12 protein-coding genes and 2 pseudogenes are annotated in these 12,611 nt (G+C 44.6%); 4 read left to right on the top strand and 10 right to left on the bottom strand.

Annotation, left to right across the window (positions count from 1 at the left end):
• Positions 1–47: 47 nt before the first annotated feature.
• The 6 genes and pseudogenes from fadD to V6N89_RS13745 all read right to left on the bottom strand — a co-directional run bounded on the left by fadD (position 48) and on the right by V6N89_RS13745 (position 6,725).
• Positions 48–1,701, bottom strand: a pseudogene (gene fadD / locus V6N89_RS13720) (long-chain-fatty-acid--CoA ligase FadD).
• A gap of 121 nt (positions 1,702–1,822) precedes the next feature.
• Entirely contained in the window at positions 1,823–2,662 is an 840-nt protein-coding gene (locus tag V6N89_RS13725; protein ID WP_346992819.1) for an alpha/beta fold hydrolase, read from the bottom strand.
• A 109-nt stretch (positions 2,663–2,771) separates the two neighbouring features.
• Positions 2,772–3,452, bottom strand: a complete 681-nt coding sequence (locus tag V6N89_RS13730) for a Slp family lipoprotein (protein ID WP_346992820.1) — start codon at positions 3,450–3,452, stop codon at positions 2,772–2,774.
• A gap of 241 nt (positions 3,453–3,693) precedes the next feature.
• Positions 3,694–3,987: a hypothetical protein gene (locus V6N89_RS13735; RefSeq protein ID WP_338518068.1), complete on the bottom strand. Its 294-nt coding sequence runs from the start codon at positions 3,985–3,987 to the stop codon at positions 3,694–3,696.
• Between the two features lie 64 nt (positions 3,988–4,051).
• Positions 4,052–4,789 carry a tRNA (adenosine(37)-N6)-threonylcarbamoyltransferase complex dimerization subunit type 1 TsaB gene (gene tsaB, locus V6N89_RS13740; protein ID WP_346992821.1) on the bottom strand — a complete coding sequence of 246 codons (738 nt, stop codon included), beginning with the start codon at positions 4,787–4,789 and terminating at the stop codon, positions 4,052–4,054.
• Positions 4,790–4,805: 16 nt separating this feature from the next.
• Positions 4,806–6,725 (bottom strand): annotated as a pseudogene (locus V6N89_RS13745) (ATP-dependent DNA helicase).
• Between the two features lie 241 nt (positions 6,726–6,966).
• Here V6N89_RS13745 and V6N89_RS13750 point away from each other — a divergent pair.
• Positions 6,967–7,191: a hypothetical protein gene (locus V6N89_RS13750; protein ID WP_338518069.1), complete on the top strand. Its 225-nt coding sequence runs from the start codon at positions 6,967–6,969 to the stop codon at positions 7,189–7,191.
• Positions 7,192–7,249: 58 nt separating this feature from the next.
• On the opposite strand, the gene V6N89_RS13755 is transcribed toward V6N89_RS13750, so the two are convergent.
• The 4 genes from V6N89_RS13755 to V6N89_RS13770 form a co-directional block, all read right to left on the bottom strand.
• Positions 7,250–7,582 (bottom strand): hypothetical protein, encoded by a 333-nt coding sequence (locus tag V6N89_RS13755; protein ID WP_338518070.1) that lies wholly within the window; start codon positions 7,580–7,582, stop codon positions 7,250–7,252.
• Positions 7,583–7,667: 85 nt separating this feature from the next.
• Entirely contained in the window at positions 7,668–8,396 is a 729-nt protein-coding gene (locus V6N89_RS13760) for a substrate-binding periplasmic protein (protein WP_338518071.1), read from the bottom strand.
• Between the two features lie 182 nt (positions 8,397–8,578).
• On the bottom strand, positions 8,579–9,895 hold the full coding sequence (locus V6N89_RS13765) for an alpha-amylase family glycosyl hydrolase (RefSeq protein ID WP_338518072.1): 1,317 nt from the start codon (positions 9,893–9,895) through the stop codon (positions 8,579–8,581).
• A 58-nt stretch (positions 9,896–9,953) separates the two neighbouring features.
• Positions 9,954–10,823, bottom strand: coding sequence for a sulfite exporter TauE/SafE family protein (locus V6N89_RS13770; RefSeq protein ID WP_431189803.1), 870 nt, complete (start codon positions 10,821–10,823; stop codon positions 9,954–9,956).
• A 191-nt stretch (positions 10,824–11,014) separates the two neighbouring features.
• Between V6N89_RS13770 and V6N89_RS13775 the strand changes: the two genes are divergently transcribed.
• From V6N89_RS13775 to V6N89_RS13785, 3 genes are all read left to right on the top strand, one after another.
• Positions 11,015–11,503: a DUF2244 domain-containing protein gene (locus V6N89_RS13775; RefSeq protein ID WP_338518074.1), complete on the top strand. Its 489-nt coding sequence runs from the start codon at positions 11,015–11,017 to the stop codon at positions 11,501–11,503.
• 131 nt (positions 11,504–11,634) lie between these two features.
• Entirely contained in the window at positions 11,635–11,880 is a 246-nt protein-coding gene (locus tag V6N89_RS13780; RefSeq protein ID WP_346992822.1) for a DUF6482 family protein, read from the top strand.
• Between the two features lie 147 nt (positions 11,881–12,027).
• Positions 12,028–12,600: a YSC84-related protein gene (locus V6N89_RS13785; RefSeq protein WP_346992823.1), complete on the top strand. Its 573-nt coding sequence runs from the start codon at positions 12,028–12,030 to the stop codon at positions 12,598–12,600.
• Positions 12,601–12,611 lie beyond the last annotated feature (11 nt).

Raw genomic sequence — 12,611 nt, forward strand, 5'->3', positions numbered from 1 at the left:
ATAAAAAAGCTAAGCTTACGCTTAGCTTTCAAAAACTAACTTCTCAATTAGTCTCTAAGCTCCCGACGCAGAATTTTTCCTACATTGGTTTTAGGTAAATCGTCTTTGAAAACAACTTGTTTAGGTACTTTATAACCTGTTAAGTGATTACGACAATGCGCGATCACTTCTTTCTCTGTCAGCGCGTCGTTATTGCGAACCACGAATAGTTTCACAACCTCACCACTTACTTCGTGAGGTACACCGACTGCCGCGGCTTCAACAATACTTTCATGCATTGCAGCCACTTCTTCAATTTCATTAGGGAAAACATTGAAGCCAGATACCAGGATCATATCCTTTTTGCGGTCAACAATATACAGGTATCCTTCATCATCGATGGTAGCGATGTCACCTGTTGCTAACCACCCGTCCTTAAGTACTTCCTCTGTTGCTTCAGGACGATTTAAGTACCCTTTCATTACTTGTGGGCCTTTCACCCACATTTCTCCAGGCTCGCCTTTTTCAACTGGATTACCGTCATCGTCTAATAGCTTGATGTCAGTTGATGGAACAGGCATGCCAATCGCGCCTTTATACGCTTCAATTTGAGGTGGGTTAACAGCAACTACGGGTGAACACTCTGTTAAACCATAGCCCTCTAGTAAGACAGTACCCGTGACCTTTTCCCACTTTTCTGCAACAGGACGTTGCACAGCCATACCGCCACCGAGACCAAACTTAAAGTTACTAAAGTCCAGTTCGTCGAACCCTGGCGTGTTCAATAGCCCGTTAAACAACGTGTTTACTCCAGGCAAAATAGTAAATGGATATTTCCCAAGTTCACTAACAAACGCTAAGCATATCACGTGGGTTGGTAATAAGAAGATTACGACAACCGTACTTAACGAACATCAAGCAGTTCGCTAGCAATGCGAAAATATGATAAAGCGGTAGCGCTGTGACAACAAAATCTTCGCCCTCTTCAATCACAGTTTCGAGGATACCTGACACCTGCTCTAAGTTGGCAACCATGTTACGGTGAGTCAGCATTGCCCCCTTCGATACGCCAGTGGTTCCGCCCGTGTATTGCAAAAATGCTAAATCGGTATTTGAAATCTCTGGTCTTGTGTATTGAAGTGACTGGCCTTTTTTTACAGCAGCGGTAAACGACGTAGTTTGTGGCAAGTTAAACGCAGGCACCATTTTCTTCACGTATTTAACGACCGCATTTACGATCCAACGTTTTGGTGCAGGTAACATGTCACCTAATGCAGTGAGAAACACTTCTTGCAAGTTTGTTTCTGCGATAACTTCTTCTAATGTGCAGGCAAAGTTTTCGACGATGACAATGGCTTTGGCATTAGCATCGTTCAGCTGGTGCTTGAGCTCGCGAGCCGTGTACAGTGGGTTTACATTAACCACCACCATGCCCGCTCTTAGAATACCAAACATTGCCACTGGATACTGAAGAAGGTTTGGCATCATGATAGCTACGGCATCACCGCGCTTCAATCCGCTAGCTTGCAGGTAAGCCGCAAACTGTGCCGACAACGTATCGAGCTCTTCAAATGAAATAGAATGCCCCATGTTGATGAAGGCTTCTTTATCTTTAAATTTTTTGACCGACTGCTCGAAAATGTCTACAACAGACGCATAGCGATCTGCATCAATCTCTGCGGATACGCGAGGGTCGTAATGCTTAAGCCAGGTTTTTTCCACCAAAACCTCCTCTACTTTATTCTTATACTACTTTTATGGCCGCAACAGAGCCGCGACACATATAACTGGTCTGATAACTTGCGAATAGTATAGGATGTGTAAAAAAAATAAACGCCACAATTTACAATTGCTCAACAAATTGCTGAATTAATAGCCCTACATCCTCACTATTTTCCATGTGAATGTGGTGCCCGCCTACGAATTGTTCATATCGTGCATTTTTAAACCATGATTCTCTAGACGGATAAACCTTATCTAATGCTTTAAAACTTTTGGAAGCACCGATAAATAATACGGGACATGTGATCGCACGCATCAAATCTTCCGCTTGCGCCTCTGTGAGGCGTAAAGTTGACTTTGTTCTTAGCCTTGGGTCTGACGACCAAAAACAATGTCCACCTGCGTCCTGCGTTAGGTTGCGACTCAAAATTGCTCGTGCGTCGTCGGCGTTAATATCAGATACCTTACAACGAGCTTTAACCGCCTCATCAAGCTCAACGGTGCGCAGTTGGTTGCGACGTTTTGCATGACGGCTAATAATCGCGTCGCGCATCTGTTGGGATGTCGTGTCCTCTTTTAACGTAAGCGGGCCACACGCATCTATGCTTACCACTGCCTTGACTACCTCTGGAAACACAGCCGCAAATTGCGTGGCTAAAATGCCCCCCAAAGAATGGCCGAGTAAAATTACAGACCCCCAAGCGTTGTCTTGTATGAGCGCATACAAATCTTGTAGAAAATCAACTTGATTATATTGCGCGCCAACAGGACGATGTTGAGATTTCCCATGCCCAGCCAAATCAATAGCAACAAAGTGAAACGCTGTTAAGAACGGCGCCAAAGGCCTTAAACTTTCAGCGTTATCCAAGTAACCGTGAAGCCCAATTATAACAGGTCCTGTTCCTTGGTTATCAAGCGCTGCCAATTGCAGTGCTCCAGCACTAAACTCTTTTTCAAGCATCCTTTTCCCTCGCGGCAAACAGAAACCGCCTTTATTACAATTACTGCTTAGGTCTATACGAAAAAGGCGGCAAATGCATGCCGCCTTTACTGCTGGAATTATTTTCGTTTCAGGTTTGAAGGCTCACCAGAACGCCCCGCATCATTGCTTTGCGTAATACGGGTTTGTGAACGACTTGGCATGGGTGAGCGACTTGGCGCATTGTGGTAGCGAATAACGCGTGTACGACTAAAGCCAGGGTGACCCCATCCCCAGTTACGCCAGCCCCATGGGTGGTAGAAAGGTCCCACGCCCCCCAAAACGGTGAATACCAACCTGAAAAACTGTTAAAGGCAAAGGTATCAACGTCATAGACATCGCGTCTTCGCCACATATGATAATCGTCCGCAATGATGGTCGGGTAAATATAAGGTTGCTCGCCCACCATCCCCGCAGTAGGTGTAGTCAAGGCTCCTAGAAAAGTCGCTTCTCTGCCTTCCTCGAAAACGATAGGGTCAACGAACCCGTCAATCTGTACTTTAAATCGGCCGATGGTTTCGCCATTTGAATTAGGTTTGCCATAGTGGTTGAGTGGAAAGTGAGCTAACTCAATCAAGGTCTTATTGGGTTTATTTTCCACTCCAACAATTAAACCACCCCATCGCGCTTTTTGCCCTTGGGCATTGGCACCTGATGTGACAGCTTTAGAATAACTCACTAATTGAGTTCCATCTGGAACATCAATGCTTTCAGGCACGATGGCACAACCTGAAAAAATCACTACTGACAATAACAACAAGAAACGAGACATCTTACTGCTCCTCGGCGATCCCTGGAAAAATGAACATGCTTGTTTTGACCGTGTTAGTAGCAGAGGTCAACAAACAATAAAGCTAAAGATAACACTAGCACTGATACGTGCCAACAACCACTAACGTTCTATTACAAATGCATAATTTACAATGGAAACTTAACATTTTGTACCTCCATTAGAGAACGAAAGATACGATTTGTTCAATTCGTATAGAAGGTGTAAGAAAGTAACTCGTGTCTTATGCGTAAATATCTACACCAAACATTGATTGGATAGATTCGCGCTGTTGCTGCTTTTCGAAACTCGTGTATGACGCAATAGCCTGTTGTGAATATGCATTACCATCTTCCCTGATAAACTGTTGGTAGGCTTTTGCGTTATCCGCTCCTTGCTCATCAGGCGCAACAACCATCGCCTTGATTGACGACGGATCTTGACCTTTTTCTTGCTGTTGCGGGTCTTTGTTTACCTTATTTACACGCCCTTGTTCCGAGCCTGTAGAAGGTATTGAAAAGTTGTTCGTGATATTCATACAACGAGCGTAGCTGCAATAATTATACCAGCGCCACTAATATGGCGCTGGTAGGCATTGCCCGTTATTCTCTTCCGGGCAGCTTTTTCCATGTCACTTTATCGCGCAGATAAACCGGCTCTACGGACGTTGCCTCCGTCACAGTACCGTTCTCGTGCGCATGTTGTGCTAACTCAAGCATAAATCGCGCATTGGGGAGAGTCACTTGAGCTTGCTCTTGCGTTGTACATTGCTGTAACCACTGTCCAAGTGCATCGTAAGCGCTCCAGCCTGTACCCGCAGCGATAACATTCTGTTTATTCAGGCCTGCTAACTCATTTAGCTGCTCCACGGCATCGTGCGGTGGGCACACCTGTTCGGCAACGACTAAGGTAATGTCGCTTTCAGATTGCTTAAAGACAGCAAAATACACTTCATCCATACGTGCGTCTGACGCTACAGCAATGTATTTATTGGTCACACCGATGCTGCTCTCAGCATCTCCCAAGCTGGCCACTTCGTGGGCCATTGCCTCTAGCGTGCTAACACCAGCCACTTTTAGACCTGTGCCTAGTGAGAGCCCTTGAATCATACCAGTAGCAATCCTTACATAGCCAGTAAAGCTGCCTGGTCCTCGTCCAAATGCTAAAAGATCTAATTCAGATAACGTCAAATCAGCATCTTTAAGTACGTCATCCACCATTGGCAATAGGCGTTGGCTGTGCTGCTGAGGACACACTTCAAAACGAGAAGTAATGATATCGTCGTGTAACAGCGCGACTGAGCATGCTTCTGTAGCGGTATCAATAGCTAGAATTTTCATAATTTTCTCTTACAGATTAATCTTCATCGATAGCAGCAAGAAACTGCTCTACCTCATCTAAGCTTCTAGTGCGCTTCATATCGGGTAAACTACCAATGAACGTCTTTGCATAAGGTTTGGTTACCAGTCTATTGTCACAAATAACCAAAACCCCTTTATCTGATGGATCCCGAATAAGCCCTCTCGGCTCCTTGTTTAAGTGTAATAACTGCCTGCGGTATTTGAATTACACCAAAAGGGTTCGCACCTCGCTTCTTTACATCTTCCATGCGCGCCTGTAATAAGGGGTCATCGGGTGAAGCAAACGGTAATTTATCAATCATTACACAAACTAAATCATTACCGCGAACATCAACCCCCTCCCAAAATGCTCCAGTGCCCATTAATACGGCTTTTTCATCAGCAAGATAAGCATCGAGGAGTGCCTGTTTCGTTGTGGTACCTTGCACCAAAAGCGGATTATCAACTTCATCTGCAAGTTTTTCAGCAATCTCACGAAGCATCGCATGGCTAGTAAATAACAGGAAACAGCGTCCGCGGCTGGCTTTTATCAAACGTTTAGCCGTGTGCAAAAGCGTTTCTCGCATCTTAAAACTGTTGGGCTCTGGCAAGTAACGAGGCACGCATAGCATGGCTTGCTCAGGATAGTTAAAAGGACTATCAAGCCCTAATGTCTGTGCATCTTCTAATCCCATACGCCGCTGAAAGTGCTCAAAACCACCATTGACCATCAGCGTTGCAGAGGTAAATATCCACCCTCGTGGAGGCGACGACACAAAACGCCTAAATTTAGCCGCAATGGATAATGGCGTCAGATGCATAATGAGGTGACGCTGAGTTGTTTCATACCACAAGCTTACATTGTCTTGCTGATTGTCGCTTAACGCATCAAGCTGCTCTCTTGCTGCAACAACCCGCTCATACATATTGTCTAAATCTTTATCTCGTCCAATGTGCAGCTTGCACACTTCGTGCAAAACGCCCAAAGCTTCTGCTAACTTTCCAACGTGCAATCTAATATCGTCTCTATCAAGGGCTTCTGCCCAGTTGCCGCGCTCTGGTGTATCAGGAAAAAGTAAACGTAAGTCTGATGCAATCATTCGGCACTTATCGGCGGCTTTATCAAGCTGTCCGGCGTCTTTCAGCACCGTTCTAAACAAGAGGGTGATGTCTTTCGCCATATCGTGTATTTGACGCGTAGATAACGACTCACCAAAGTAATCACTGGCGATATCTGGAATTTGATGTGCTTCATCAAAAATAATGGCATCAGCCTCGGGAATGAGTTCACCAAACCCCGTATCTTTAAGCGCCATATCAGCAAAAAACAAATGATGATTCACCACAATAATATCGGCATCAAGCGCCTTTCGACGGGCTTTGACTAAATAACAGTCCTCGTAATCTGGGCAATCTCGTCCTAGGCAATTATCAACCGTTGACGTCACCAAGGGCAGAACGCGCGCATCTTCGGGTAACGTTTTAAGTTCTCCCATATCTCCCGTTTTCGTTGAGCTAGACCAGCGCTTTACTTCTGACAACTGACCAAGTACTTCTTTCTCTACCAGTGTTGAGTTTCCGCCATGCTGCGCTAAACGATGCAAACACAGATAGTTAGCACGCCCTTTGAGCAACGCCGTTTTACGTTTGCTCCCCAATGCTTTTTTACCAATGGTAGGTCGCGGTGAAACAATTGCTCTTGAAGGTTTTTTGTTCCGGTAGAAACAATCGCTTTGCCGTCGCTTAACAATGCGGGCGCGAGATAAGCAAACGTTTTTCCTGTTCCTGTTCCCGCTTCAACAATAAGACTCCCGGTTTTATCGATAGCATGCTTTACCGATTTTGCCATTTCAGTTTGTGCTTCACGAGGTACAAACCCTTTAATGGTATTGGCGAGCAAGCCATCTGAAGAGAAGACATTATTGATTGTTGGCATGATGTAAGCGCTTTGGTTTCTTTTTCGACTATCGGGCGCGCATTATGCCAAAAAGCACTTTGAATGCCCAATAGCGATTTTTGTATTTGCGCTGACACACCAATTTTATGATGCACGCTTCGCTACCCTGTGATAAATAGATTTTGTCTTCTGGAGCAAAAAATACGCTTTGTTATAACGGTAAGTAAGCGCACTATTCAGCCCCCAAGTATCTGTGCTTGTCTTTATTGTAGAGGTTGTTATGAGAAGTGTGTTTCTAATTGGATGTAGCGTTATGGCTTTGTCGGTATCAGCAACTGACTCAGAAACTGCGCCAGCTGAGCTTATTGCTGAACTACAGCAATATTGTACTGAAGTTGCAGAAGGTGAAGGTACACAAGGTAAGCCTATGAAGGCATTTGTCTTAGAATGTGTAAATGACGAACTAGAGTCAGAGGGATACCAGAAAATAACGTCACTCGACTAGCATCTGTTGAAGTAGATACAAATCAGTATGTGGGCTTACAGTGTTTTGTAGGCCCTTGTTACCTCTCAAAATAAGCGTCGACTAAATCAGCAAGCGCTTCGTCTAATTCTTCTTCAAAAGCGTCAAGATCGATATTAAAACTGTCCATATATTTGGCAGCGTTATCGCGCGACAAGAACGCGTTTTTTATTTGAAATTCGAGCTCAGGCAAAGATTTGTCATAGCGAGGCTTAATAGTCCATCTTAAGCAATGGCCATGAAGATCTTTAAGTTGGCGCTTGGCGTATTCACAAAACTCTTCCACATAGTCTGCCCCTTGCGGGCCGAGACAACCTGGTTCAATTCGATACATCACTAGTAGCTTTTTGTAGAGAGGAAGTCGCGTTTCCATCGTATTCGCACGTTGTCAAAAGTATGAGTATGGGAAAGTTATGACATTTTTGCCAGTACAAACCGCAGCATTGGTACTTTTGGCATTAGTCTTCTTCAATGTGATATCTCATGCGTTCTGGCACGCCGTTTCGCTCCATTGCAGGGATATACAGGCCTTCTTCGAATCCCAATTCAATTGCTCGATTGACAATTTCCAGAGCGTCTAGACTGCTTTTTTGATGCTTAGCAAACGCGATGTGTACTGTGCGCCGTTCAATGGTATTTAAATCAAACTCAATCGAACCATCATAATGTGACAGCTCGGTATCTAACAAATACTCACCATAGCTTTCAGACATGATCATACGGTCAACTTTCCCTAAATGTAGCAACCGCAACCCCTCTTGCGCTGTGGCGACTTCAAAGACATCAACTGATTTGTAGTGTGACAACAGCGTATCGTGGCTACCAAGTCGAATACTGGCAATCATCGAATTGGCATCGGGAAAGTTAGTATTATAGAAAGTGCCAAATATACCGTAACCGAGTACATGCGAATAGGCAGCCCATTGTTCCCTACCCTCTAAATTTGCCGCCAAGAATAACCCATCAGCGATACCGGCTTGTACCAAATTTTTTGCTCTCGCCCATGGTGCGACGGTCACATTTACGCTATACCCAAGCCTCTTAAGGCTTTCATTTACAAATTCCCAATTGGCGCGATAGATGGGGTAATTCGCGCTAAGCATTTTTTCGTGGTCGTGGCCTACGGCAAGTGTAACGTGCTTAGCCTCAACGCGAGATAGCGTCATCAGACAGATAAAAATAAACAAAGAAAGCCAACACCAATTCCGTCGACTTTCAGTAATTTTGTGTAGAAAATGCAAAGTAAGTACTCTCTAAATCTCTCAGCTGTGCCATTCTTTCACTACAAGTATACTACACACAAACTACAATCACAGTAGGTGAGTAAGACTCGTCTTGGCGAACATTTTTATGAAAACAGTTCGCAATATTAAAGTACGGCGCCCGATATCCATATCTCAAACTGCCAAGGCGCTAGCACTCTGGTTGTGGAGGGTGAAAACACTAGTTTCTCACTAGAAGCCCAATTGGTATATTGCCCTTGAAAGAGCGGCTCTTCAAAAGAGACTTCCACTGCCTCATTCGAAAAGTTAATAACAACGAAGACTTTTTCATCGCGATTGTGACGCACAAAGCTAAAAATACGCTTCATTTGTGAATTTGGAACTTGAATCATGCGCGCTCCATATTCACCATTACCTAATACAGCCATGGATTTTTTTAGCGTAATCAGTGATGCGTAAAGGTCGCCAATCGGGTGAGCCTGCCATTCGATAGGATCGCGTTCGAAAAAAGCCAATCGCTTAGTCTCACCCGCTTCTTGGCCATTGTGAATTAAGGGCATACCTTCGCCAATAACCGACAGCACAATGCAGGCTTCTAGCGCATCTTTAAACTGCTCCCTTTGCGTTCCATCCCATGCATTCTTGTCATGATTACTTACAAATGTCATGCGATACGCGTTAGTTGGCCAGCTCCTCTCGTTCCATGAGTAATACTTTCGCAGCCTGTCTAAAGAGCATCGTCCGTCTGCGAGTTCATGAAGCGTTTCATTCCAACTCCACGCATACGTCATATTGAACGCTTTCTCGTGGAGATCTCTATTTTCCCATTCAGCTAGCATAAACATGGGCTTCACCGCCTCAAGCGCCTGCCTTGCTTGCTCCCAAAAGTCATTGGGAACGTAACCTGCCACATCACAACGAAAACCGTCGATATCAAATGTTTCGACCCAGTACTTCATTGCCGAAATCATGTAATCTCGTAGCTCACTCTGGTTATAGTCAAACTCGATAATGTCGCTCCAATCCCACCAAGGAGAGGGTCTGAAATCTCCTTTATAATCTTTGGCATACCAGTGTGGGTGTGATTCTACTAAAGCGTTGTCCCAAGCACTGTGATTGGGAACCCAATCGATAATGACCTTAAGCGATAGTCTGTGTGCTTCGCTTACGAGAGCATGCAGTTCTTTTGATGTACCAAACTCAGGGTTAATTGCTTTGTAATCTTTTACTGCATAGGGGCTTCCTAACTCACCTTTCCGATTTTTCTCACCAATGGGGTGAATCGGCATAAGCCATAGAATATCCGCACCCAATGCCTTTATCCGTTCTAGCTGCTTGGTCACGCCTGCAAAATCGCCTTGTTCAGAAAATTGACGCGTGTTGATTTGATAGATCACACTATCAGCCGACCAAGAAGGTTGAACTAGGTTATAGCGACATTGCACGGAAGTTGCTTTATTCATAACGGACTCTTTTTGCCTTTAAGAGTGGCGTTGTTCGCCTCTCGTTGACTCTGGCTTTTTAAAACAAGGGTAAACTTGTAACGCCAAGTACAAATACCCAGAAACCGAAAAATAACTTTAAGCGTTGCACAGAAAAAGCGAGTACTAGATATTTAGCGAGTAACCCGCCAATAACTGCGCCCATTCCAGCAAAAAGCACCACCTCCCACACAATACTATGAGTGACAAGCGCATGGAATGGCAAAGCGGACCACACCGTAAACGCTGATAACACCACGGCAATTGCGATAGACATCGTTACATTGAATCCGCGGATAATGAGATAGACTGCTACCATCTCGCCAACACCTACAGACAGCCACGCTGTTATCACCCCACCCGCAAACGCGATAAAAGGAAGTGCAACGATATCCGCACGTCGAATATCTTTTTCAAAGTGTAGACGCTTCATTAATGGAATAGAGGCAAAAATAGCGAGAGAAAGCAGAACCGAAAATCCACCAAAAAGTGTATGAAGACTATTCGCACCACCTAATACGTGTTGTAGCAACATGGTTCCGTGGTCAGAAAACTGGGCAAACCACATGCCGCATAGAGAAGCGGGCACGGTGAGCATCAAGGTGCTTGGCAACGCATTCCAGTAGCCATCTTGTTGATGCTGCACTCGATAATAGCGCCACCATGTCAAAGCACCTGCGGTCATACCGCAACATTGAATACCAAAACTCGTCGCAACGATAGATTGAGGAGAGAAAGATAGATAATTGAAAAACGGAACAAAAACTACACCACCACCAGCACCTGTGGAATTGGCAAAGATAGCCCCTATAACGCCAAGAAGAGAAAACAGCCCAAACTCACTGGCCAAATCGAAAGGACCAGGCTGCAAAAGCCATACAGCTGTCCAAATTATAAAAAGCGCTATCATTACGACTTTAAAAGATAGAAATTTAACCAACGACCGTCCTCTTCTTTAGACATATATTCTATTTTTCGAACTATTTACGACCCATTGTCCGTATAAGGTCACGCGCTTAAGACTATCAGTAAGTAAACGCAAAGTGCAGACACAGCGGTATTTTGTCAGCTATTTTTAAAAGAAACCTAAGTATATTGTCTATGGTAGAAGTATCTGCGTCTAACGAAAACACGACAGTGAGGTTGTCTCCAAACCGTTCAGCGACTTGGCAACAAACCAAAGTGCTGATGATCTTTTTTACCTGCTTTGTCATCTCCATTGCCATGGCATGGTCACTCGTTGGCGCATGGCTTATTTTGCCTTTCGCTGGTGTCGAAGTGTCTGCATTGGCATTGGTCATGTACCTTGTATCAAGAGCGACTTATCAATGGGAAGAAGTGCAGATTGACAATGAATCAATAACCATTAGCAGTTCCAGAGGTTCAGCGCTCACTTTAACAAGGCATCATACGTATCTTTTTTTTGTTGAAGATAAAGAAAACAGGCGTATACCAAAACTCGTTTTCACGACGCCCCATGCAAAGTGTGAAATAGGCTCGTTTCTCAATGAAAAAGACAAAACACAATTAGCTAACCATTTATCTGATATAGGAATTATTATCTGTAAAAACAAATGGTGGACTAGTTAGCGCACATTGCCACGGGATGTGAAATTCAGCTTTCATTAACTCTCCAAGCCACGCGTGAAACAAAATTAATGATCGTTTCCCAGTACATGCACTAAAAATTAAGTAGTAGGTTAACCAATGAGGCCACTACCATGAACTTGTATATCGAATCTTTAGAAGGTGGAAATTACCTTGCGTCGACTGGAAACGGTGCAACGCGCACGCTTGTAAGAGATAACAAATCACAGCCAAAGACTTTCCATTGTCTAAACGAAATACGCGAGCATTTTGACCGCCAGCCGTTCGAACAGGTGTGGCTGCGACAGAATACCCCCTATGAAGAAATGGTCGGCCAACACGAACGAGCGAGACCACTCGACCTTGAAATAGAGTGGTAGTGCTCAATCATCGAATACTTTTTGACCAGTTTGCATGTTTGCATGCTTCTTGCGTATATCTTATTAAATGAAGATTCGTTTGCTTCACGCACAAACGCTGTGGTTCTGCGGTGGCAAGCGCAACTAAGTTATTTAAAGGAGAATCGCATGAAATTACACGTAAGAGCAGTAAAAATGGGTGTTTTGATGTCAGTGCTTATGTTTGTGGGCTGTGCATCAATGGGTGACGGCACTGTCGCCGAAAAGCGACAAGCAATATTAGATATGCAGGCTAATGCACTAAGTCGATTATATGTTGAGAAACCCGATACTCAATCCCAAGTGCGAGACGCAGCGGGCTACGCCGTATTCACCAATGCAAATATTAATGTCATCTTCTTTGCCGCCGGTACAGGTTACGGAGTTGTGAACAACAATAATACGGGCACAAAAACATACATGAATATGGCTGAGGGTGGTGTGGGCCTGGGACTCGGCGCAAAGGATTATCGCATCGTCATGGTATTCCATACGCAGCAGGCTATGCGCCACTTTATTGAAAACGGTTGGACCGTAGGTGGCAACGCAGACGCCGCAGCAAAGGCTGGAAACAAAGGAGCCTCTGCGCAAGGCGAAGGCTACATAGGCAATGTAACGGTTTATACTATGACCGAAAGTGGCCTTGCACTTCAGGCAACGGTTAAAGGTACGAAGTTTTGGGTAGATAAAGAACTCAATTAAGTTTGTCCCCC

The organism is Alteromonas gracilis (assembly GCF_036870955.2).
GTDB lineage: Bacteria > Pseudomonadota > Gammaproteobacteria > Enterobacterales > Alteromonadaceae > Alteromonas > Alteromonas gracilis_A.

Bases quoted from the DNA above. Each gene is read 5' to 3' on its own strand.
- V6N89_RS13725 (WP_346992819.1), bottom strand. From the start codon at position 2,662: ATGCTTGAAAAAGAGTTTAGTGCTGGAGCACTGCAATTGGCAGCGCTT.
- V6N89_RS13730 (WP_346992820.1), bottom strand. From the start codon at position 3,452: ATGTCTCGTTTCTTGTTGTTATTGTCAGTAGTGATTTTTTCAGGTTGT.
- V6N89_RS13735 (WP_338518068.1), bottom strand. From the start codon at position 3,987: ATGAATATCACGAACAACTTTTCAATACCTTCTACAGGCTCGGAACAA.
- tsaB (WP_346992821.1), bottom strand. From the start codon at position 4,789: ATGAAAATTCTAGCTATTGATACCGCTACAGAAGCATGCTCAGTCGCG.
- V6N89_RS13750 (WP_338518069.1), top strand. From the start codon at position 6,967: ATGAGAAGTGTGTTTCTAATTGGATGTAGCGTTATGGCTTTGTCGGTA.
- V6N89_RS13755 (WP_338518070.1), bottom strand. From the start codon at position 7,582: ATGGAAACGCGACTTCCTCTCTACAAAAAGCTACTAGTGATGTATCGA.
- V6N89_RS13765 (WP_338518072.1), bottom strand. From the start codon at position 9,895: ATGAATAAAGCAACTTCCGTGCAATGTCGCTATAACCTAGTTCAACCT.
- V6N89_RS13770 (WP_431189803.1), bottom strand. From the start codon at position 10,823: ATGATAGCGCTTTTTATAATTTGGACAGCTGTATGGCTTTTGCAGCCT.
- V6N89_RS13775 (WP_338518074.1), top strand. From the start codon at position 11,015: ATGGTAGAAGTATCTGCGTCTAACGAAAACACGACAGTGAGGTTGTCT.
- V6N89_RS13780 (WP_346992822.1), top strand. From the start codon at position 11,635: ATGAACTTGTATATCGAATCTTTAGAAGGTGGAAATTACCTTGCGTCG.
- V6N89_RS13785 (WP_346992823.1), top strand. From the start codon at position 12,028: ATGAAATTACACGTAAGAGCAGTAAAAATGGGTGTTTTGATGTCAGTG.